General features: G+C 50.7%; 18 protein-coding genes and 1 riboswitch. Of the genes, 8 read left to right on the top strand and 10 right to left on the bottom strand.

What is annotated here, in order from left to right; all coding sequences use genetic code 11:
- Positions 1 to 104: 104 nt before the first annotated feature.
- The 3 genes from JUB14_RS03330 to JUB14_RS03340 form a co-directional block, all read right to left on the bottom strand.
- Positions 105 to 980 carry an NAD kinase gene (locus JUB14_RS03330; protein WP_207504342.1) on the bottom strand — a complete coding sequence of 292 codons (876 nt, stop codon included), beginning with the start codon at positions 978 to 980 and terminating at the stop codon, positions 105 to 107.
- Positions 981 to 1072: 92 nt separating this feature from the next.
- Positions 1073 to 1744, bottom strand: a complete 672-nt coding sequence (locus JUB14_RS03335; RefSeq protein ID WP_207504343.1) for a CBS domain-containing protein — start codon at positions 1742 to 1744, stop codon at positions 1073 to 1075.
- Between the two features lie 122 nt (positions 1745 to 1866).
- On the bottom strand, positions 1867 to 2640 hold the full coding sequence (locus tag JUB14_RS03340; protein WP_207504344.1) for an alpha/beta fold hydrolase: 774 nt from the start codon (positions 2638 to 2640) through the stop codon (positions 1867 to 1869).
- 359 nt (positions 2641 to 2999) lie between these two features.
- On the opposite strand from JUB14_RS03340, the gene JUB14_RS03345 reads away from it, so the two are divergent.
- Positions 3000 to 4271: a protoporphyrinogen/coproporphyrinogen oxidase gene (locus tag JUB14_RS03345; protein WP_207504345.1), complete on the top strand. Its 1272-nt coding sequence runs from the start codon at positions 3000 to 3002 to the stop codon at positions 4269 to 4271.
- Here the strand turns inward: JUB14_RS03345 and JUB14_RS03350 are convergent.
- From JUB14_RS03350 to JUB14_RS03375, 6 genes are all read right to left on the bottom strand, one after another.
- On the bottom strand, positions 4261 to 4614 hold the full coding sequence (locus tag JUB14_RS03350) for a LytR/AlgR family response regulator transcription factor (protein WP_207504346.1): 354 nt from the start codon (positions 4612 to 4614) through the stop codon (positions 4261 to 4263). The genes JUB14_RS03345 and JUB14_RS03350 overlap by 11 nt on opposite strands.
- A gap of 245 nt (positions 4615 to 4859) precedes the next feature.
- Complete coding sequence (locus JUB14_RS03355) at positions 4860 to 7037, bottom strand: 3-hydroxyacyl-CoA dehydrogenase NAD-binding domain-containing protein (protein WP_207504347.1); 2178 nt, start codon at positions 7035 to 7037, stop codon at positions 4860 to 4862.
- A gap of 27 nt (positions 7038 to 7064) precedes the next feature.
- Complete coding sequence (locus JUB14_RS03360; RefSeq protein WP_207504348.1) at positions 7065 to 8273, bottom strand: acetyl-CoA C-acetyltransferase; 1209 nt, start codon at positions 8271 to 8273, stop codon at positions 7065 to 7067.
- 125 nt (positions 8274 to 8398) lie between these two features.
- Complete coding sequence (locus JUB14_RS03365) at positions 8399 to 10369, bottom strand: polysaccharide biosynthesis protein (RefSeq protein WP_207504349.1); 1971 nt, start codon at positions 10367 to 10369, stop codon at positions 8399 to 8401.
- Between the two features lie 124 nt (positions 10370 to 10493).
- Positions 10494 to 10931, bottom strand: coding sequence for an acyl-CoA thioesterase (locus JUB14_RS03370; protein ID WP_207504350.1), 438 nt, complete (start codon positions 10929 to 10931; stop codon positions 10494 to 10496).
- A 6-nt stretch (positions 10932 to 10937) separates the two neighbouring features.
- Positions 10938 to 11858, bottom strand: coding sequence for a TIGR01777 family oxidoreductase (locus tag JUB14_RS03375; protein ID WP_207504351.1), 921 nt, complete (start codon positions 11856 to 11858; stop codon positions 10938 to 10940).
- Between the two features lie 214 nt (positions 11859 to 12072).
- Between JUB14_RS03375 and JUB14_RS03380 the strand changes: the two genes are divergently transcribed.
- Positions 12073 to 12879 carry an alpha/beta fold hydrolase gene (locus JUB14_RS03380; protein WP_207504352.1) on the top strand — a complete coding sequence of 269 codons (807 nt, stop codon included), beginning with the start codon at positions 12073 to 12075 and terminating at the stop codon, positions 12877 to 12879.
- Positions 12880 to 12902: 23 nt separating this feature from the next.
- A complete protein-coding gene (locus JUB14_RS03385) occupies positions 12903 to 14111 on the top strand; it encodes a PAS domain-containing sensor histidine kinase (RefSeq protein WP_207504353.1) in 1209 nt (402 codons plus the stop codon).
- Here JUB14_RS03385 and JUB14_RS03390 read toward each other — a convergent pair.
- Complete coding sequence (locus JUB14_RS03390; protein WP_207504354.1) at positions 14108 to 14917, bottom strand: ion transporter; 810 nt, start codon at positions 14915 to 14917, stop codon at positions 14108 to 14110. The two genes, JUB14_RS03385 and JUB14_RS03390, sit on opposite strands and share 4 nt — an antisense overlap.
- Before the next feature lie 222 nt (positions 14918 to 15139).
- On the opposite strand from JUB14_RS03390, the gene uvrB reads away from it, so the two are divergent.
- The 5 genes from uvrB to thiC all read left to right on the top strand — a co-directional run bounded on the left by uvrB (position 15140) and on the right by thiC (position 21594).
- Positions 15140 to 17158 carry an excinuclease ABC subunit UvrB gene (uvrB, locus tag JUB14_RS03395; protein ID WP_207504355.1) on the top strand — a complete coding sequence of 673 codons (2019 nt, stop codon included), beginning with the start codon at positions 15140 to 15142 and terminating at the stop codon, positions 17156 to 17158.
- Between the two features lie 147 nt (positions 17159 to 17305).
- Positions 17306 to 17400, top strand: a riboswitch (TPP riboswitch).
- A 67-nt stretch (positions 17401 to 17467) separates the two neighbouring features.
- Positions 17468 to 18280, top strand: coding sequence for a hydroxyethylthiazole kinase (gene thiM, locus JUB14_RS03400; protein ID WP_207504356.1), 813 nt, complete (start codon positions 17468 to 17470; stop codon positions 18278 to 18280).
- The gene (thiE, locus tag JUB14_RS03405) at positions 18264 to 18911 is read left to right on the top strand and encodes a thiamine phosphate synthase (RefSeq protein WP_207504357.1); all 648 of its coding nucleotides are present in this window, start codon (positions 18264 to 18266) and stop codon (positions 18909 to 18911) included. Before thiM ends, thiE begins: the two co-directional genes overlap by 17 nt.
- Positions 18908 to 19729 (top strand): bifunctional hydroxymethylpyrimidine kinase/phosphomethylpyrimidine kinase, encoded by an 822-nt coding sequence (gene thiD / locus JUB14_RS03410; RefSeq protein ID WP_207504358.1) that lies wholly within the window; start codon positions 18908 to 18910, stop codon positions 19727 to 19729. Before thiE ends, thiD begins: the two co-directional genes overlap by 4 nt.
- Complete coding sequence (thiC, locus tag JUB14_RS03415) at positions 19726 to 21594, top strand: phosphomethylpyrimidine synthase ThiC (RefSeq protein ID WP_207504359.1); 1869 nt, start codon at positions 19726 to 19728, stop codon at positions 21592 to 21594. The genes thiD and thiC overlap by 4 nt, the downstream gene beginning before the upstream one ends.
- Positions 21595 to 21654: the final 60 nt, after the last annotated feature.

Genomic DNA, 21654 nt, shown 5'->3' on the forward strand with positions numbered 1-21654 from the left:
GTTTAGGTGGTGAAGTCAACTCCGCAGAGCGGCCATAGCAAAGGTTGGACAAAGATACTTATCCTGTCAGCGGTTGTTACCTTTTTGATACAAAAACAGGAGGATCAATTACGCATATCCAGCCCCCACGACAGCTTATTGCGGAGCGTATTAAAAAAGCTATCCTCATTCATCTTTACGAGCCGGGCTACAAAGTTGGCTTTGCTGACCTTGATACGGGTACCTTCGTTGACTACCTGCGAGCGGGCATCCAGTGACACCAGAAAGCTGCCACTACGGCTTTTGACATCAAAGCTCAGTACAGCAGTGTCTTCAACTACCATAGGGCGTACGTTCAGATTATGCGGACTGACTGGCGTAACGATGAAGTTCTGGGTCTGAGGTACCAGTACGGGGCCTCCACAGCTGAGGGAGTAGCCAGTAGAGCCGGTAGGGGTAGAGATGATGAGTCCATCGGCCCAGTATGAATTCAAAAACTCACCGTTCATATAGGCATGGACGGTGATCATGGAAGAGGTATCGGTTTTGGTAATGGTAAAGTCGTTCAGTCCGAAGTTGATACTGCCAAAGAGATTTTCATCAGACTCTACGCATACCAGCGAACGGTGGTCCAGCCGGAATAGACCTGCCTCAATAGTAACAATGAGTGAAGGCAGATCAGGCGGGGAAATAGTAGCCAGAAATCCCAGCCGCCCTACGTTGATACCAACAATGGGTATTTCGCGGGCGCCTACATGCGTGACGGCATCAAGTAAAGTACCGTCTCCTCCCAGGCTGAATATAAAATCGGCATCAAATAGCGTGTCAGGTGAATCATACACCTGCGACACTTTATGCGATATCCCTATTTCATCCAGGATGATCCGGTACTCGTCTGAAAGCTGTACGTCAATCTGTCTTGCTGACAAATCATCGAACATTGCCTGAATGAATGGGCGAGCCGATTCGGTGAAGATACGTCCGTGAATAGCTATTTTCATACAACGGAAGGAAGGTGACTCCTTTAGCCATCCGAAAGATAAGGCACAACCTGCCTAATCAAAAAACTTTACGGTATTTTTAGTTGGGCCTACTACGTAGCCAGGTACCTCATGAGCATATCAAGCCGCTCCTGATCTACATTTTCAATTGGGTCATTGGCATGCGCTTCCTTAATGTCATAGCCGAAGCGCTCCAGCGTAGCTACAATAGGGGTAATGTTGGTTCGGTTGAGCTTAAGGGTAAGGCGCGAGTCTTCCGGTGAGGTATAAGTAGTAGACGTTGTATAGTAGCTGCTGATAATCTTGGTACCATTGGATTCGATCAGTCGGCTTATCTCGGACAGTGAGTAATCCCGTTCATTCACTTTCAGAACTAACACGGCTCCCTTCTCCTGCACACCCAGTACATCCGCAAAGCGCCCCAGCAATTCACCTACCAGGATAGTGCCGGCTACAGTATTATCCTCATGTAGAATAGGTATTACTTTCAGACTAAACTGATTGGCCAGGCGGAGTAGCTCATATACATGCTGATCTTCGGTAGCGTATACATCCTGATGCTGTCTGATTACCTCAGATATGAGCTGAGAGTCATCAATCACATCCAGCAATATTTCCTCTGATACAATTCCTCTGTACTCATCTGCTTCTGCTACTATAAGCTGCCTTGTCTCATACTCCTCCATCCAATCCAGCGCCATACTCACTGCATCAGTGAGCTTAAGCGTGGGTACCATCGGATTGATTAGAGTGGCTGCAAGCATACGATTCTTGAGTGTCTTTTTCGAAAACTAAAAAAAAACTGGTTACTATCAAATTTACTTCTAAAAAAGTTTGCCACAAAAAAAGGGCCGCATGCGGCCCTTCGTATTTGGTAGTAGCAGGGTTATGCTACTTCTATTAACGTATGCTTTTTAAGAAATTGTTCCAGGATGCGGTTAAACTTCTCCGGATGCTCCATCATGGGGGCGTGGCAGCACTTGTCTACAAAATGTAGTTCCGAGCCCTTGATGAGCCGGTTGAACTCATGCCCTACGTACGGAGGCGTAATGGTATCATTGAGGCCCCACACGAGCAGGGTAGGTATCTTGATCTTGTCTAGCTCCTTAGACAGGTTGTGGCGCTGGGCCGACTTGGCTATGCCTACTATACTCATACACTTAGCGATACTTGATGTTACTTCAAACACCTCATCGATAAGCTCCTTGGTAGCTACCTGCGGATCATAGAAGGTGTAGGAGACGCGTTCGGCTATGTAGTCGTAGCTGCCACGCTTGGGGAAAGATCCCCCCATTGAGTTCTCAAACAGGCCGGAGCTACCTGTCAGTACCAGGCGTTGTACGTTCTCAGGATTCTTTAGGGTATAAAGTAAGCCTACGTGTCCACCCAGGGAGTTGCCCAGCAGGGTCAGGTTCTTTAGACCCTTGGCGGCCAGAAATTTTTCCAGAAACTCCAGTAGTGCTTCCAGTCCGGCTTTACGGGGAGAAAGTTCATAGATCGGTAGTACCGGTATAATAACACGATAGCGGCTCGAGAAGCCATCAATAACCCCATCCCAGTTACTCAAAGCCCCAAATAACCCGTGTAGCAGCAGGAGATTTTCGCCCTGGCCTTCGTCAATAAATCTAAAATCGCCTTCTACGTGTACTTTATATTTCATTACTATTGATTGGTAAGAAGTTTGTTGACTCACCGGCTGATAGCTTCAGAGCTATACCATTCGATGGTCTCTCTAAAATTGTTGGTCCTGGCTTAGATAACTCCCAACAAGAAGCTTAAACCATAAGTTACTGAAAAAATGTCTTTTTGAACGTACTAAAGACCTAAAGATTGACTCTTTTACCTATATATCCTACAATTCGATGTGCAACTACCTGAGGTCTTAACTTATGTACTATGGCTTTTCGGGGGACACAAAGCTACTTATTTTTTTATGAAAAAGAGTCTACGCTGCTTAAAGTCTTCATTAGAAATTTCTTATAAATATTATATTTTACAAAGCTTATCTCTGTTAATAACATGGAAACGTCCTATCCTGTAGTCATAATAGGGGCCGGTATGGCCGGCCTGACCTGCGCACACTACCTTAGCCAGTCGGGCGTATCCTGCCTGGTACTGGAGGCAGCCGATGCCGTAGGAGGCAGGATCAGGACTGATCTGGTGGATGGATTTCGTCTGGATCGAGGATTTCAGATATTGCTCACTGCCTACCCCGAAACCCAGCGCCTGCTCGATTATTCGGCCCTGCGGTTAGGGAAGTTCAGGTCGGGTGCGGCTATCCGTCATGACAACAACTTCATAGAAATAGCAGATCCCAGACGGGAACCGCAATTTATCTGGGAGAGTATCAAGGCACCGGTAGGATCACTGGTCGATAAAATGCGACTTTTGAAGCTTATGGCGGATGTAGCTGGTACTAACACTACTACCAGGGACTACTTTGAAGGAGATGATCAAACAACCATAGCCTACCTGAAAGAGAAGGGGTGTAGCGACCAGATGATCGATACCTTTTTCCGGCCTTTCTTTGGCGGGATATTTCTGGAAGACGACCTCATCACATCCAGCAACTTTTTCAGGTTTGTCTTCCGGCAATTTTATGATGGGGAAGCGGCCCTGCCGGCCAGCGGTATGCAGGCCATACCTGAGCAGGTGGCCGCCGGGCTACCGGCCGGCTCGCTACGGCTGAATACGCGCGTCAGCGGAATAGATGGGCAGGTCGTTCATCTTGAAAACGGAGAAACCATAAAGGCCGAACACCTGGTACTAGCTACTGATGCCCGATCGGCCGACCGCTTACTTGGTCTGTCGTCCAGCCATGTATTTAATAAAACCGTCTGTACGTACTTTGTCGCTGACCGGTCGCCACATCCTCAGCGACTATTGCTTCTTAACCCGGAAGTGAGTTCGGTAGTACATCATGTAGGTATATTGACGGATGTAGTACCTACCTACGCACCGGAAGGCAAAACGCTTATATCAGTAAGCACTCAGGGGCCTGGACTGGATAGTCCCGGACTGGCTAGTCAGGGACTATCTAATAACGATGTGTCAGAAGGGGCTATTCGTTCGGTACTTAGGAACTGGTTTGGGGACGAAGTACAGGAGTGGCGCTACCTAAAAACATATCATGTAGAGGATGCACTGGTTCGCTACGGAGCCGGAAGCAAACCCGTAGAGCTACGCCTGCGCGAAGGCCTGTACAGATGTGGAGACTATACGGCTTATCCTTCCCTGAATGCAGCTATGCTAACAGGGCGTCAGGTGGCAGAAATGATTGTTACTGGATAAATCCTCTGTATTGTGTCTCCACCAGCTCTCTGAACTGGGGCCAGCGCCTGCGGGCTATGCCTATGGAGCTGCCATCGGTGAGTAGAGCCATCCGCTCTGAGATACAGAGCTTCGCGAGGAAGGCTATATTGATAATGCACCCCTTGTGGATCCTGACAAAGCTGTTGGGTAGGAGTTCCTCGTAGAAACGCAGCGTACGGGAAGTGATACATTGTTTGCCCCCTACGAGAGTGAACACAGTGTAATTGCCTTCGCCTTCCAGACGCACTATGTCCTCAAAGAGGAAAGGTAAGCGGTGGTGCTTACCAGGATAATGAGTAATAGTGTGTGTATAGCTGTTCATAGTGGGTGGGTATGGATATTGCGTGGAAAGATTACATGATGTTCAGAGTGTGGTATGTGTGTCGTAAGGCTTGTTACAAAGGTAGACGTATAGTACTTCGTGTGTCAATACTGTGTTTACGGTATTTTTAGGCAGATCTGGCTACTTATAGTCTCATATTTTCAAGATAATGCTCCGTTTTACAAAAAAAGTCGCCACTGGTATACCGAGTGACGACTTTTAAAGGTACTTGTACTGGCAGGGGCTTAGGCTGCCGTAGCCCCGGATGGCTGGAGATAATTTTCGTTATTTTTAGCGGCCAGCCGCAATCTTTCGGTGGGGCGGAAGCGTTCGCCATGAATAGCTGCCAGGCGGTCGCATTCTTCTACAAAAGTACGCGTACCAATGTAATCTATATACGAAAGGGCTCCTCCGGTGTAGGCCGGAAAGCCCCAGGCCAGAATGGACCCGAGGTCGGCGTCCAGTCGGGTACGGACCACCCCTTCCTCGTAGCACCGTACGGCTTCGAGAGCCTGCCGGTACAGTAGTCGTTTTTTTACTTCTTCCAGTGAGGGCTGATCTGCTGACACCGGAAAATGGTCTGCCAGGCCTGCCCACAAGTGCTTGGCACCTCCTTCGGGATACTCATAGAATCCGGCCCGGCCTTTCTTCCCGGTGCGTCCCATTTCAACGAACTTCCGGCTGATCTGGTAGGCCATATCGGCTTCGGTGATGGCACCATCCTTCACAGCCTGCCCCGAAATCTTGTAAACCAGGTCCAGGGCCACTTCATCCGTGACAGCCAGAGGGCCTACCGGCATACCGGCCAGTTTACCCGCGTTTTCGATCAGTACCGGATTTACCCCCTCTTTCAGCAGTTCCATACCTTCGGACGTATAGGTACTGAAGCAGCGTGAGGTATAGAAGCCCCTCGAATCATTAACAACAATGGGTGTCTTACGAATCTTGCGGGTGAAGTCAATGGCCACGACCAGCGCGTAGTCAGAAGTCTGCTTACCTACAATCAGCTCTACCAGCATCATTTTGTCTACCGGAGAGAAGAAATGTATACCAATAAAATGGGATGGGTTGGCTGAGGCCCCGGCCAGGCCGGTAATGGGAAGGGTAGAGGTATTGGAGCCAAATATACCTCCCTCGGCCAGCATAGGCTCAGCCTCCCTGGTCACCTGTGCTTTTAGCTCCCGATTTTCGAATACTGCCTCTATGATCAGGTCGCATCCCCGCAGGTCGTTGTAGTCAGCCGTAGGCTTGATCAGAGTAAGAATCCCTTCGGCTTTTGCGGCATCCATTTTGCCCCGACTGATGGCTTTGTCAAGGAGTTGTCGGGAATGTTGTTTTCCCTTTTCGGCGGCTTCGGCGTTTATGTCCTTCAGTACTACCTCAATGCCCGCCATAGCCGATACATAAGCAATACCAGCTCCCATCATACCAGCGCCCAGAATACCCAGCTTTTTGACTTCTGTTTTATCAATATTCTTAGGTCGGCTCGCTCCTTTATTGGCCTCATTGAGCCCCAGAAACATCGTACGGATCAGATTGCCGGCTTCTCGGGAAGTGGCCACTTTGACAAAATACCGGGCTTCGATCGTTAAAGCACGGTCTATATTCACCTGCAAGCCTTCGTACACGCAGGACATGATAGCCTGGGTAGCCGGGTAGTTGCCTTTGGATTTATCCATCATCATGGCGGTACCTACCATAAAGGTCTGCATGCCTATTGGACTTTGAATAGTACCGCCGGGTACTTTGTAGTTGTCTTTGCCTACTATGCGTCCCGTTTTTTTATCCACCTGATCCCACGGCTTTACCGGCTGTGGATTAGCGGCAATCCATTCGCGGGCTTTCTCAATCATTTCATCCCGGGTAGCGGCTATGGCGTCTACCATGCCTATACTAAGGGCCTCCTGGGGAGTTGCGTCTTTGCCTTCGAGCATCAGGGGCAGGGCCGCCTGCATTCCGATCATACGGGGAAGGCGTTGGGTGCCGCCTCCGCCGGGTAGCAGGCCCAGCTTCACTTCGGGAAGACCAATCTTGGTTTTAGGGTTATTGAGGGCGATGCGGTAGTGGCAGGCCAGACAAGCCTCATAGCCTCCTCCCAGAGCGGTACCGTTGATAGCCGCAACTATAGGCTTGCCGCAGGTCTCCATTTTGCGGTAGAGGCGGTTGAGGCCGGCAGATACTTCCAGCATTTCCTTGGGATCTTTATCCTGATTCCTGAGAATCATTTTCAGATCAGCCCCGGCTATAAATTCGGGCTTGGAGGAAGTAACAATGATGCCCTCCACTTTGGTGTCATCGTAGGCTTTTTGTAAAGCCGACTCAAACTCAGGAATGGACTCATCATTCAGTACATTCATGGGAGAGGAGGTCATATTCCAGGAGATGATGGCTACACCCCTGTCTATAGCATAGTCAATTGCCATGGTTCGTAGTAGTTGAAGCTGATTGGATTAGTTTACCCGTTCAAAGATGGTAGCGATACCCATACCGCCACCGATGCACAAGGTGGCCAGGCCGACAGCTTTGTCGGTGCGCTCCATTTCATCCAGCAAGGTAGCTGATATGATGGCTCCCGTTGCTCCCAGCGGATGCCCCAGCGCAATGGCTCCACCGTTAGGGTTGATCTTGCTGTGGTCCACGCTGAGCTGCTCCATAAAGTACATGGGTATGGCGGCAAAGGCTTCATTGACCTCAAATACCTCAATATCGCTGATAGACATACCGGCCCGCTTCAATACTTTGCGGGTAGCGGGTACCGGGCCGGTGAGCATGATGGTGGGCTCGGAACCTACCACGGCAAAGGCTCGGATGCGTGCCCGGGGCTTCAGGCCCAACTGCTCGCCGATCTCCCGGCTGCCGATGAGCATACCGGCCGCGCCGTCGACGATCTGGGAGGAGTTACCGGCATGGTGTACATGGTTAATATAGGTCATGTCGGGGTACTTCATCAGAGCCAGCGCATCCAGGCCCATTTGTCCCTGTGCTTCAAAGGCAGGCTTTAGCTTAGCCAGCGACTCGGCGGTAGTATCGGGACGTACCCCTTCATCGTGGTCGAGTAGGGTGATACCGATGTCGTCCTTCACGGGTATCATGGTGCGGGCAAAGCGATTGGCTTTCTGCGCTTCGGCAGCCCGATGGTACGACTCGGCGGCGTAGGTATCGACATCGGTGCGGGAGTATCCGCAGCGGGTAGCGATAATGTCGGCCGATATGCCCTGCGGTACAATCTTGTGGCGGGCTATGATCTGGGGATTCATGAAGATAACTCCTCCGTCGGCCCCCATGGGTACCCGTGACATAGACTCGACACCACCGGCTACGATCAGGTCCGTCTGACCGGACATGACATAGGCGGCTGCCATGTTAATGGCCTCCAGGCCCGAGGAGCAGAAGCGGTTGACCTGTACCCCAGCTACGGTTCCGGCATAATCGGCCTCAATAACGGCAGTACGGGCTATGTCGGCTCCCTGTTCCCCGATAGGCGTCACACAGCCCATAATAATATCATCGACATAGCTAGTATCGAGCTGGTTGCGGTCACGGATCTCCTTCAGTACCGTAGTAAGGAGCTGTATGGGCTGCACATCATGCAGTGAGCCGTCGGACTTGCCCCGGCCCCGGGGCGTTCGAACGGCGTCATAGATATAGGCTTCGGCCATGGTGTTAATTAAGGCTAAATGGGTAGTTGATATAATGTCTTAATGGTATGCAAGCATACTGTCAACAAAAATAACTTTTCCTGGCAAAGGAGCAAGAGAATTGAGTGATTCAGTGAGAGCCAAAGTTATTCAAGAAGTAGCCTGGAGTTGATGGGAACGGTAATCTTTGGCTCTGCCTGATCCAGCTTTTCAAACTCCGAGTTATTGCTGATGTACTCAGGAATGACTGATTTGAGCAGGCTGACCATGGCTTCACGGTCCCCTCTTTTCAGGGCTTCGCGGAGCTCTACCAGCGTATTATTCACCTCCTGAAAGGCGACTGATGGCATACGCGCGATGAGTATCTTAGGATGGTGGGTTGGCAGATTCTGCTCGCTCTGGCACAGCAGTTCCTCGTAGAGTTTCTCGCCGGGGCGCAGGCCGGTGTACTTGATCCTGATGTCTTTATCTATCTCCAGTCCGGATAGCTGCACCATGCGCCGGGCCAGGTCCTGGATACGAACGGGATCACCCATATCAAAGACGAATACTTCGCCACGTACCCCCATGGTGCCCGCTTCCAGTACCAGCTGGCAGGCTTCGGGGATGGTCATAAAGTACCGGATCACGTCTGGATGCGTAACCGTAATGGGCCCTCCGGCCTGAATCTGTTTTTTGAACAGAGGTACCACCGAGCCATTAGACCCCAGTACATTACCAAAGCGCGTAATAACAAAGCGGGTGCCGTCTTTGAAGCGGTCGTTTAGGCTCTGCAGGTACATCTCGGCCAGTCGCTTGGTAGCCCCCATAACATTGGTCGGATTGACAGCTTTGTCGGTGGATACAAATACAAACTTTTCTACATCGTAGGTAGCCGAGAGATCCGCGATCAGCTTGGTACCTAGAGCATTGGTTTTTATAGCCTCGTAAGGGAACCGCTCCATCAGGGGCACGTGCTTGTAGGCAGCGGCATGGAACACAATCTGGGGGCGGTGCAACTCAAACATGCGCTGCATACGCACCTTATCGGTAATATCGGCTACGATACTGACAAGTTCAGTCTGCTCGGGACATGCCTGGTTGAGTTCAAATTCCAGATCATACAGCCCTGACTCCGACTGGTCCAGCATGAGCAACCTGGCGGGGCAGTAGTGCAGGATCTGGCGGGTAAGTTCGCTTCCGATGGAGCCGGCCGCACCGGTAATGAGTATACTCTTACCGGTGATCTGATCCTGAATGTTCTCATTGCTAAGTTGAATTGGCTCCCGTTCCAGCAGGTCCTCAATCCGGATCTTCCGGATTTGTTCGCTGCTAAGGGTACCATTGAGCCACTCCGCTACCGACGGTACTACCCTGACCACAACATCCCGCTGCAGGAAGTACTCCATAATTGCCTTCCGGCGGGCAGGGTTGATGCGCTGAATCGCTACGACTACCTCTACTTCGTTATCAGCTGCTGACATAAACTGCTCGTAGGCCGTTTCCAGATCGTAGACCCGTACCCCTTCCACCGACATTTCGCCCAAAAAGGTATTGTCATCAATAAAGCAAAGGATATTATAGACCTTTCCTGTTTCCCGTAGCAGAGCATCTTTGGTCAGGAGCCCGAGCCGGCCGGCACCGTAAATGATAACATCCTGGGTAGTTCTGCGATGGTTTCTGCTGGATATATCCATGTACATGGACTTCACAAAAAAGCGGCTGGCGATCATCAGGAAGAGGCATATAAAGTACTCGATCAGGAGTACTGAAATGGGTATATACAGTACGTGGTAGCCCGAAAAGAAAGCAGCCGTAGTAGAAAATGACGTCGTGACAAGACTACTGGCCGTAACCGTCCGAAATATCAGGTTCATATCTTCCAGACTGGTATGACGAACTATACCGTGGTAGGACCGGAAGGTGGTAAAGCATACGTAGCGGACGAATATCAGGAAAAGCAGATAGTACTGGTAGACAAGCCAGTCAATGTCAGCAATATCAAAGTTGAAGCGAAGGATGCAGGCAGTTATAAAGGAGAAAGCGACTATTGCCAGGTCAATAGCCAATATCAGCCGGCGGGATACAAACCGGTGGTGGTAACTGTCCAGTACACGCTTAAAGAAATTCTCTATCATAGTGTTGATAAAAAGAACTATTGAAATGACTTCACGATCTTTTTATCACAGATAAATGGGAGAGGGATGCTTAAAATCCGGGCTTGTGTATATACTACCTCTTTGGACGTAGAAAAGTTATAGATTACTGCTGCAACTGTTCATTTATTTTCAGAACAATACGTTCAGGCAGAGGGGCTTTTTGTAATGCGGTGTAATCATAACTAATCACACCCGAGTACCCTTCTGCTACGATTCGTTGCTTCTGATAACTTATCAAAAGATGGTGTAACTCAAATCCGTATTGGTGTATACTACCATTAACAACCCCTGTTGCGACCCGTATCGTATCCGGATATGTCACTGGTGCTTTATACCGGCAACGTACTTCGGACAGGATAGGGCCTACACTCGAATCAAAACCCAGGAAGTCCCAATCTCTAAAAAGTGCAACGCGTCCGCTCTCTATATACCGGATATAGACTACATTATTGAGGTGCTGGGCGGCATCCATTTCTCCCCAGGCAACCGGGATGTCAATCACCGAAGGATACCCTTTATATAGTTCGGATAGCTGATCCATAGTTACTTATAGAGGCTTTTTCTGCAGCAGGTTGATCAGAGCATCTTCCGGATTGGTGAATATATACCGGAAATCCGTACCGCTTATCCGCTGATTTTCTACGTAGCAGCTACCCAGTACCACGGCGGCCATTTCACCAAATACCAGCTTCAGCGCAAAAGCAGGGACGGCCGGAGCCCACTGCGGTTTGTGCAGTGCCTCGCAAATGAGCTGGGTGAGTTGCCGGTTAGTAACCGGCGAGGGAGCCACCCCGTTGTACACGCCTTCCCAGCCAGTATTCTCCATGGCTTCGATAAACATGCGGCATATATCGTCCATGTGTATCCACGACATCCATTGCTCACCTGACCCCAGAGGTGCTCCAAAGCCCCAGCGGGCAGGGGCGGCAATCTGAGGCAGCGCCCCTCCCTTATCACTTAGCACGACACCGGTACGAATCTTTACTGTGCGCACTCCCAGGTCTTTGACGGTATCGGCGGCGGCTTCCCACTGTACCGTCACCTCAGCCATAAAATCACGGCCGGGATGGGAGGTTTCGGTTTGGTGTACATCACCCGTATCGGCCCCATAGTAGCCGATGGCTGAGGAAGAAACAAACGCTTTGGGCTTTACGCCTAGCTGGGCCATGTGCCGGGCCAGTAGTCTGATACTGTCGGTACGGCTGCTGATAATAAGCTTTTTGCGCTCCTGGGTCCAGCGCTGGTCAGCTATACCGGCTCCGGCCAGGTGGATGAGGTAGTCCATGTGGAGCAGTGCTTCCTTGTCCACCTCTCCTTTCTGGATATCCCACTGGTATACTTTAACATTCGGATAGGTATCTGATCCCCGGCTGAGGTAAGCTACCTGGTATCCTCTTTCCAGAAGTAGTTCAGTAAGACGGCGGCCAATCAGACCCGTGCCACCGGTGATAAGTACAGTTTCTGCCATGTATGGTGAAAAATCAAACAGATTATAAACAGGGAATTAATCTAAAGGTTATAAGCGGTATATAAATGTTGAATATGGCTTCTATATGTTTTGAAAAGCCCTGTGGGGTACTTCATCAGGATCCATTTTAGGGAATAAGTGACAGAGTTTTAAGTATAGTGTAGTATATTTAACTTTGATTTCTTTTCTATGCATCTAATCCGCAATCTCTTCTATGGTATCTGACATCCTGCGTCGTAACAATGTAAAAGTGTCTGGAAAGGGTGAGCAGCCTATTATGTTTGCTCACGGCTTTGGCTGTGATCAGCACATGTGGCGCTATATTACATCTGCCTTTGAGCAGGACTATAAGCTAATCCTGTTTGACTTTGTAGGCAGTGGTCAGTCTGATATCAGCGCTTATAATTCGGAAAGATACGCCACTCTGCACGGGTATGCGCAGGATGTGCTGGAAATATGCGAAGCACTGGACCTGAGAGATGTTATTTTTGTGGGACATTCGGTAAGCAGTATGACAGGTATGCTGGCTGCCGTGTCTGAGCCCAGCTATTTCTCACGCATCGTCATGGTAGGGCCATCTCCCTGTTATATCAATGGCGAAGGCTATACAGGTGGTTTTGAAAGACAGGATATCGAAGGCCTGCTGGAAACCATGGAGAAAAACTACATTGGCTGGTCCAATTTCCTGGCGCCCCAGATCATGGGCCACTCCGACCGCCCCGAACTGGGACAGGAACTTACTGATAGCTTCTGCTCTACCGACCCTGTTATAGCGCGTCAGTTTGCCGAAGCCACCTTCTTCTCGGATTATCGCAATGATCTGTCCCGACTTAAGCTGCCTTCTTTGATTATGCAGTGTTCGGAAGATATCATAGCTCCGATGGAAGTAGGTGAATACCTGCACCGGCAACTCCCCAACAGTACCCTTAAAGTAATGAAAGCTACCGGACACTGCCCTCATGTAAGTGCCCCCGACGAAACAATTGATATCATTAAAGAGTATTTGTCCCATACGTGTTAACTTCACAAGGACATAAGCAGCAGATGGATAGTTTACTGGATCAGGCACCGGGAGGTATTTTTTCTTTCACCGATGACAACCTCCTTCAGGATGTAAACGAGTCCTTCTGTGATATGCTGGAGTACAGCAAGGAAGAACTGCATGCCCATGCTATCGAGAAAGTATTTTCTCTCTCCGCCCGTATATTTTACCAGACGCACTTCTTCCTGATGCTCAAAATGCACGGGAAAGCAGAGGAAATATTCCTGAATCTTAAAGCTAAATCCGGGGACCAGGTTCCCGTTCTGCTCAACGCCCGACGTATAGAGCAGAACGGTATGCCGCTCAATGTATGCGTATGTATATGTGTACCTAACCGGGGAAAGTACGAGGCCGAAATCCTGGAGGCCAAAAAGATTGCTGAAAAGGCGCTGAATGAAAATACGGAGCTTGTAAAGGCCAAGGCAGAGCTTCAGAAGCAAGCCGAAGAGCTGGATCATATGTTGCAGGAACTGCAGGAGCGGAACGACGAGCTTATGCAGTTCAGCCACATCATATCACATGATCTGCAGGAGCCGCTGCGTAAGATGATGGTATTTGCGGAGGTACTTACTAACGAACATAGCGAGACTGAATCACCCCGTATAGCCAAAGCCTCAGAGCGTATTACTAAGGTAGCGGCCTACATGAAAGAGGTACTGTATAGTCTGCAGCAGTACGTGTGGCTCAATGAGTCATCAAACATCAGGAAGAGGGTAAATCTGGAAAGGCTGATCCAGGTAACGTACTACCGGGCAGGCGGCATACTGGAGGATAATGCCTTTGACTGCTCATTTGAATTAGATGGTTTGCCTGTGATCCATGGAGATCCGGGGCAGCTGGAGATGCTTTTTGACCATTTGTTTGAAAACGCTGGGAAGTACCGGTCGGCTGACCGGCCTCTGCACGTAACGGTGACGGGGAGCGTAGTCAGACGTAACCGTTTCAAAACCGTGCAGGGCAGGTACAAGTACGTTGACTTTGTCAAAGTACTGTTTACAGATAATGGCATCGGCTTCGAGAAGGAATTTGAGACGTATGTATTTCAACTCTTCAAAAAGTTGGATACAAATACAAGCGGGCTGGGAGTTGGACTGTCTCTTTGTAAGAAGATTGTTCAGAACCACTTCGGCACTATCACGGCTTCTTCTGAACCCGGACTGGGTACTACCTTTACGATTATGCTCCCTGTACTTCCGGACGAAGAGGCCTAAACGGCATCCAGTTTACTGCCGCATTTTTTGCAGTAGACAGCGTCAGGGTCATTCTGAGCATTGCCACAGTTCGGACAGGTACGAGGTTCCTTCTGAAGGTGCAGCAGTTCGTTGGTAACGATACCCGTGGGTACCGCAATGATGGCATAACCGATGAGCATGATCAGAGAGGCAATAATCTTACCCATCACTGTTGCCGGTACTATGTCTCCAAATCCTACGGTCGTCAGCGTGACGATAGCCCAGTAGATACTTAGCGGAATGCTGCTGTATGCGCTTTGCTGATCATTGCCGTTTTCAACCATGTACATGACGGTGCCCAGTATGATTACGATAGAGAGTACCATGCCCAGAAACACCAGGATCTTCTGGTAGCTATTGGCCAGGGCTTTGGTGATGGTTTGCGCGGCTGAGATATAACGGGCCAGCTTCAGGATACGAAATACTCTGAGTACCCTTAGTATCCGGATGGCCAGCAGGAACTGGGTACCTGACACAAACAGACCCAGGAAGGCCGGTAGAATAGACAGCAAGTCAATAATACCCCAGACACCCAATGCATAATTGCGGGTACTCTTCGAGGTCCAGATACGGAGCAGATATTCAATAGTGAATAGTATGGTAAAGAACCAGTCAATCGCGAAGAACTGGGGCTGGTACTGGGCCCGCAACGAAGGTACGCTTTCCAGCATTACTGACAGGACACTAATAACAATGGATATAATCAGGGCTACATCGAAGGTTTTGCCGGCCGGTGTGTCTGATTCAAATATGACGATGTACAGCTTGTCCCGGATGCTTTTCATACAGGTTTGGATGAGGATGAATGCTGAATAGTACCACTTGCTAAGAACCGCGGGTAAATAGCTGCTAAATGAGAAAGTACAGCTTCTACTACCGAACTATTGATACCCTATTCAATGTTTTAATATACTGGATTTAATGGTACTTTTCGGAACAATGACTACTGACGTGGCAGCGTTTGCTTAAAGTACCTGATCATAAGCTTAACCTTCGAAAGGCTATTTATGAATTTTGAACTTGTCTCTGATTATGAGCCTACGGGCGACCAGCCCCAGGCTATACAACAACTGCTGGAAGGAATCAAAAGAGAGGAACGTGCTCAGACGCTGCTGGGGGTAACGGGCTCTGGTAAGACTTTTACCGTAGCCAACGTAGTAGCGCAGCTCAACCGTCCTACGCTGGTACTAAGCCATAACAAGACGCTGGCCGCTCAGCTGTACGGTGAGTTTAAGCAATTCTTCCCTAACAATGCCGTCGAGTACTTCATCAGTTACTACGACTACTACCAGCCTGAGGCCTTTATAGCCACTACCAATACGTACATAGAGAAAGACCTCGCCATCAACGAAGAGATCGACAAGCTCCGGTTATCGACGGTGTCGTCGCTTATGAGTGGACGGCGCGATGTACTGGTGGTAGCGTCGGTATCGTGTATTTATGGTGCCGGTAACCCTCAGGAATACAAAAAGAGCATTGTACGCGTAAGCGTGGGTGACGTGATCAGCCGCAACCAGTTTCTGTTCCGGCTGGTGGAGATCCTGTACAGCCGTACCGAAGTAGAGTTTACCCGTGGTACCTTCCGGGTCAAGGGCGACACGGTGGATGTATACCCCGGTTATGCCGACTTTGCCTACCGCTTTATCTTCTTCGGTGACGAGATTGAAGAAATACAGCGCATTGACCCTTCTAACGGTAAAAAACTGTCCAGCGAACGCCTGATCGCTGTTTTCCCCGCCAACCTGTTCGTAACGGGCCGGGATGTGCTTATGCAGTCGATGAAGGAGATTCAGGATGACCTGGTGGCCCAGATCCGGTATTTTACGAAGGAAGGACGCCTGCTGGAAGCGGAGCGCATCAAGGAGCGGACGGAATTTGACCTGGAGATGATGCGGGAGCTAGGATACTGCTCCGGTATCGAGAACTACTCCCGGTACTTTGATCGCCGCCTGCCGGGGCAGCGACCTTTCTGTCTGCTCGACTACTTCCCCGACGACTACCTGCTGGTGGTAGATGAAAGCCACGTAACCATGCCGCAGATACGCGCCATGTGGGGTGGTGACCGCTCGCGTAAGGAAGCCCTGGTTGACTACGGTTTCCGGCTCCCCTCCGCCATGGACAACCGGCCGCTTACCTTCCAGGAGTTTGAGGATATGGCCAGCCAGACCATCTTTGTTAGTGCTACTCCCTCTGACTACGAGTTACGCCGTACCGACGGAGTAGTGGTGGAACAAATTATCCGTCCGACCGGTCTGCTTGATCCCGAGATTGAAGTACGCCCGAGCCTGAACCAGATCGATGACCTTCTAGATGAGATTAATACGCGCATCAATCGCGAAGAGCGGGTACTGGTGACAACATTGACCAAGCGTATGGCCGAAGAGCTCAGCAAGTACCTCGACCGAGTAGGGATACGCTGCCGCTATATTCACTCCGAAGTAAAGGCACTAGACCGGGTGGAGATTCTGCGCGAACTACGTCTGGGTGTTTTCGACGTACTGGTAGGAGTGAACCTTCTGCGTGAGGGACTTGACCTGCCCGAGGTATCGCTGGTGGCGATCATGGATGCTGATAAGGAAGGCTTCCTGCGGGATATCCGTTCGCTGATCCAGACCATCGGTCGTGCCGCCCGTAATGAGCGGGGCAAGGTACTTATGTACGCTGATAAAATGACGGGATCTATGCAGAAAGCCATTGATGAAACCAACCGTCGTCGTAGCATCCAGATGGAATATAACGAAGAGCACGGCATTACCCCACGTACGGTGCTGAAGTCGAGAGAGGCCATTATGGAGCAGACCAAAGTAGCCGATTCCAAGGTACGTAAGATGTACGTGGAGCCCGAGGAGATCCGTATCGCGGCCGATCCGGTGGTACAGTACATGGGTAAGAATGATCTGCAGCTTATCATTGCCGAGACGCAGCGTAAAATGGAGGCTGCCGCCAAGGATCTGGACTTCCTGCAGGCAGCCCGCTTCCGCGACGAATTGCAGCAACTCAAAGAGCGCCTGAAGCAAAAGGTATAATAGCTAACAGGTATCATACCTGATCAAGCCAGTGGAGGACGATTTATCCAGCTCTCCACTGGCTTATTTTTTAGTGCACCCTTTACTAATTCACCCGCACATTTTTCAGGCTTTTTTTCCTTATCTGCTAATATTTCATTTACATTGCATCGGCTTTAGGGGTGTTCCGTTAAGGAGCTGAGATAATACCCTTTGAACCTGATCCGGGTAATGCTGGCGAAGGGAAAAGTAATGAATATCTTCTCGTGTAATCTTCCATCTCCTGGAAGCTCCTTAGCCATTTATTTTTTCTGAAAAATTAAATGAACTATGAAGGAGCAACTCTGGACCAATGTTCTCGCGGTTCGCGAGCAGTCCCCCCTGGTACACAGCATCACCAACTACGTAGTAATGAACAACACGGCCAACGCCTTGCTGGCCGCAGGTGCTTCCCCCATCATGGCTCATGCCCATCCTGAAATGCAGGATATGGTTTCCATCGTGGGAGCGCTGGTGGTCAATATCGGTACGCTTGACGAGTACTGGGTAGAAAGCATGAAACGGGCCGTGACCAAAGCCGAAGAAGTAGGTACCCCTTGGGTACTTGACCCGGTAGGAGCCGGTGCCACGCCCTACCGTAACAATGTCGTAAACCTGTTGACGACGCAGTTCAAGCCCACCGTCATTCGAGGCAATGCCTCCGAGATCATGTCAGTAGCCAGGGTAAGTGTACAGACCAAAGGCGTGGACAGTACGCATGAAAGCAACGAAGCCCTTGATGCAGCTACCTCCCTGGCCAATACCTTAGATTCCGTGGTATGTATCTCCGGCGCTACCGATCTGATTGTAAGCAAGGAGAGACTGCTGGCTCTTGAAAATGGTCATCCTATGATGGCCCGGGTAACGGGTATGGGATGTACTGCAACCGCACTGATTGGTGCCTTCTGCGCCCTTCCTAAAGTTACTCCCTTTGAAGCGACTGCCTCTGCCATGGCCCTAATGGGCGTAGCCGGAGAACTGGCCGCCGAAAAAGCCACCGGTCCCGGCAGTTTCCAAGTGCATTTTCTGGATGCTCTGTATGCCGTTACAAAAGAGCAGTTTATGGAACGCTTACACGTGAAGCAACATGAGGCGGCCCTTTGATTATTCGCTGTACCTGGTCACCAACGAAGAGGCCTGCCTGGGACGGCCTCTTCTGCAGGTGGTAGAGCAGGCGGTCAAAGGTGGCGTGGATCTGGTTCAGCTACGAGAGAAGCGGCTTTCCCATGCTATTTTCCTTCGTAAAGCCTTGCAGTTAAAAGAGCTGCTGGACCGCTACCGGGTACCCCTGATCATCAATGATAATCTGCTCGTGGCCCAAAGCTGCGGAGCCGCCGGTATCCATGTGGGCAATAGTGACGTGGCTCCCCGTACTATCCGGAATCAGTGGCAGCAGTGCGGGGTACTGGGCTACTCGGTAGAGCAGGAGGATCAGATCCATAATGAACATGCCGAACTGTCGGACTACATAGCGCTGAGTCCTGTTTTTTCAACCGCTACTAAAACCGACACCATTACGGAGTGGGGGCTGGAAGGCATCCGCAGGACCCGGATGCTTACGTCAAAGCCTATCGTGGCCATAGGCAACGTTAATCTGTACAACGCCCGGCAAATCGTGGAAGCCGGGGCCGACTGTCTGGCGGTGGTATCGGCGATCTGCTCGGCGGCTGATCCGGCCCGAGCGGCCGAGGAGCTCAGAAACGTAGTTGAAAAATGTAAAGTAAAGCAGCCATGAAGAGCTATCGTTATCATACCATACTGAGCATAGCCGGCTCAGATAGTGGCGGCGGGGCAGGCATCCAGGCCGATCTGAAGACGTTTTCGGCATTAGGCTGCTTTGGTACCACGGCAATCACGGCCATTACCGTACAAAATACGCTGGGGGTACAGGATGTCCATTGCATACCCGCCGGTATAGTGAGCGGGCAGATCAAAGCCGTCCTGGATGATCTTCAACCTGCGGCTGTCAAGATAGGTATGGTACCCAATCTGGAAGTAGCGGAGGCCATTGTCGAAGCGTTGCGAGAATATCCGGTTCCTGTCATTTTCGATCCGGTGCTTATATCCAGCAGTGGTCACAAGCTCGTAACCGATGAGACCATTGAGGTATACCGGTCAAAGCTGTTGCCCCTCTGTACGCTGATCACGCCTAACATCAGTGAAGCAATGGCCCTGACGGGTACCCCTATCAATGGACTTGACGATATGAAGGTGGCGGCTCGGCAGCTAGTCAGTATGGGCTGCAAGGCAGCACTGATTACCGGTGGTCATCTGACAGGCTCCCACCTGCACGATGTACTGGTGGACCATCAGGGTCTTGAACAGGTATTTACCTCCCAATTTATCCAAAGTACCAATCTGCACGGCACGGGCTGTACGCTGTCTTCGGCGGTGGCTGCCTGGGTAGCACGGGGCCTCTCCCTGGTCGAAGCAGTCCGGGAAGCCATTCAGTACGTGCAGGAGGCCATTGAGCAGGGCAAAGATGTACAGGTAGGCGCAGGAAACGGCCCATTAAATCATTTCTACAATCCACATAAGCTGAACAAATCATGAAACAAGATACCATTCCATCGACCAATGTCTTGTCCTGTGACCCGTTTCCGGGCTCAGAGAAAGTATATGTACAGGGAGAGCTGCATGACATACAGGTAGCCATGCGAAAAATAGAGGTAGGAGATACCCTCCACAAATTCAGTGGTAAGGTAGAAAAGAATAGCCCTGTATATGTATATGATACCAGCGGTCCCTACACCGACGCCAGCGTCACCATTGATGTACGAAAAGGCTTACCTAAGTTGCGGGAGTCATGGATACTGGACCGTAACGATGTCGAGCGTATGGAGCAGATCTCTTCGGATTATGGCCGACAAAGGTTGAATGACCCGAATCTGGATCACCTGCGGTTTGAGCACCGGCACCAGCCTCTGAGAGCTAAGGCCGGAGCCAATGTGACGCAATTGCATTACGCCAGGAAAGGGATTATAACTCCTGAGATGGAGTACATAGCGATTCGCGAAAACCAGGGACTCGAAAAGCTGTACAGTCAGGACAACGAGCTCTGGAAGCAGCACCAGGGCAACAGCTTTGGCGCCAATACACCGAAGAGACTTATTACGCCTGAGTTTGTCAGACAGGAAGTGGCAGCGGGTCGGGCCATCATCCCCAACAACATCAATCACCCGGAGAGCGAACCCATGATCATCGGCCGTAACTTCCTGGTCAAGATCAACGCCAACATCGGTAACTCCGCCGTCACTTCCAGCATAGAAGAAGAGGTAGAAAAAGCCGTCTGGGCCTGCCGCTGGGGCGCTGATACCATCATGGACTTATCAACCGGGAAGAATATTCACGAAACCCGGGAGTGGATCATCCGCAATTCACCCGTCCCTATTGGTACGGTACCCATCTACCAGGCGCTGGAAAAAGTAGGCGGAAAAGCCGAGGAGCTGAACTGGGAGATATTCAGAGATACCCTTATTGAGCAGGCCGAGCAGGGGGTAGACTACTTCACCATTCATGCGGGCGTGCTGCTGCATTATATTCCGCTTACGGCTAAGCGTGTAACGGGTATTGTATCGCGCGGAGGCTCTATCATGGCGAAGTGGTGCCTGGCTCACCACAAGGAAAACTTCCTCTACACCCACTTCGAGGAGATCTGCCAGATCATGAAAGACTATGACGTAGCCTTCTCGCTGGGCGATGGCCTGCGCCCCGGTTCTATTGCCGATGCCAACGATGAGGCGCAGTTTGCCGAGCTGAAGACGCAGGGCGAACTCAACCGCATGGCCTGGAAGTACGACGTGCAGGTCATGAATGAAGGCCCCGGCCACGTACCCATGCACCTGATCAAGGAGAACATGGAGAAGCAGCTGGAGTACTGTCAGGAAGCGCCCTTCTATACGCTGGGGCCCCTGACGACTGACATTGCTCCCGGCTATGACCATATTACCTCCGCCATCGGAGCGGCCATGATTGGCTGGTACGGTACCGCTATGCTGTGCTACGTGACGCCCAAGGAGCACCTGGGACTCCCCAACAAGAAGGATGTAAAGGATGGGGTGATCACCTATAAAATTGCCGCCCACGCGGCTGACCTGGCCAAGGGACATCCGGGAGCACAGTACCGCGACAACGCCCTGAGCAAAGCCCGCTTCGAGTTTCGCTGGGACGACCAGTTCAACCTGTCGCTGGATCCGGATACGGCCCGGGAGTTCCATGACGAGACGTTACCGGCCGAAGGCGCCAAAGTGGCCCACTTCTGCTCGATGTGCGGTCCCCACTTCTGCTCCATGAAGATCACGCAGGAAGTAAGAGCTTACGCCGACGCCATGGGTACCAACGAGGAAGAAGCCCTGCATCAGGGACTGGCTGAGAAAAGCAATGAGTTTCTAGAGAAAGGAAGCGAATTATATCTATAAACAGTAAAATGCTTCGCTGCTGATTAGCAAGCCGCCTCACTGGTTGAGGCGGCTTTTGTA

The organism is Telluribacter humicola (assembly GCF_017355935.1).
Lineage (GTDB): Bacteria > Bacteroidota > Bacteroidia > Cytophagales > Spirosomataceae > Telluribacter > Telluribacter humicola.

Bases quoted from the DNA above. Each gene is read 5' to 3' on its own strand.
- JUB14_RS03330 (WP_207504342.1), bottom strand. From the start codon at position 980: ATGAAAATAGCTATTCACGGACGTATCTTCACCGAATCGGCTCGCCCA.
- JUB14_RS03335 (WP_207504343.1), bottom strand. From the start codon at position 1,744: ATGCTTGCAGCCACTCTAATCAATCCGATGGTACCCACGCTTAAGCTC.
- JUB14_RS03340 (WP_207504344.1), bottom strand. From the start codon at position 2,640: ATGAAATATAAAGTACACGTAGAAGGCGATTTTAGATTTATTGACGAA.
- JUB14_RS03345 (WP_207504345.1), top strand. From the start codon at position 3,000: ATGGAAACGTCCTATCCTGTAGTCATAATAGGGGCCGGTATGGCCGGC.
- JUB14_RS03350 (WP_207504346.1), bottom strand. From the start codon at position 4,614: ATGAACAGCTATACACACACTATTACTCATTATCCTGGTAAGCACCAC.
- JUB14_RS03355 (WP_207504347.1), bottom strand. From the start codon at position 7,037: ATGGCAATTGACTATGCTATAGACAGGGGTGTAGCCATCATCTCCTGG.
- JUB14_RS03360 (WP_207504348.1), bottom strand. From the start codon at position 8,273: ATGGCCGAAGCCTATATCTATGACGCCGTTCGAACGCCCCGGGGCCGG.
- JUB14_RS03365 (WP_207504349.1), bottom strand. From the start codon at position 10,369: ATGATAGAGAATTTCTTTAAGCGTGTACTGGACAGTTACCACCACCGG.
- JUB14_RS03370 (WP_207504350.1), bottom strand. From the start codon at position 10,931: ATGGATCAGCTATCCGAACTATATAAAGGGTATCCTTCGGTGATTGAC.
- JUB14_RS03375 (WP_207504351.1), bottom strand. From the start codon at position 11,858: ATGGCAGAAACTGTACTTATCACCGGTGGCACGGGTCTGATTGGCCGC.
- JUB14_RS03380 (WP_207504352.1), top strand. From the start codon at position 12,073: ATGGTATCTGACATCCTGCGTCGTAACAATGTAAAAGTGTCTGGAAAG.
- JUB14_RS03385 (WP_207504353.1), top strand. From the start codon at position 12,903: ATGGATAGTTTACTGGATCAGGCACCGGGAGGTATTTTTTCTTTCACC.
- JUB14_RS03390 (WP_207504354.1), bottom strand. From the start codon at position 14,917: ATGAAAAGCATCCGGGACAAGCTGTACATCGTCATATTTGAATCAGAC.
- uvrB (WP_207504355.1), top strand. From the start codon at position 15,140: ATGAATTTTGAACTTGTCTCTGATTATGAGCCTACGGGCGACCAGCCC.
- thiM (WP_207504356.1), top strand. From the start codon at position 17,468: ATGAAGGAGCAACTCTGGACCAATGTTCTCGCGGTTCGCGAGCAGTCC.
- thiE (WP_207504357.1), top strand. From the start codon at position 18,264: ATGAGGCGGCCCTTTGATTATTCGCTGTACCTGGTCACCAACGAAGAG.
- thiD (WP_207504358.1), top strand. From the start codon at position 18,908: ATGAAGAGCTATCGTTATCATACCATACTGAGCATAGCCGGCTCAGAT.
- thiC (WP_207504359.1), top strand. From the start codon at position 19,726: ATGAAACAAGATACCATTCCATCGACCAATGTCTTGTCCTGTGACCCG.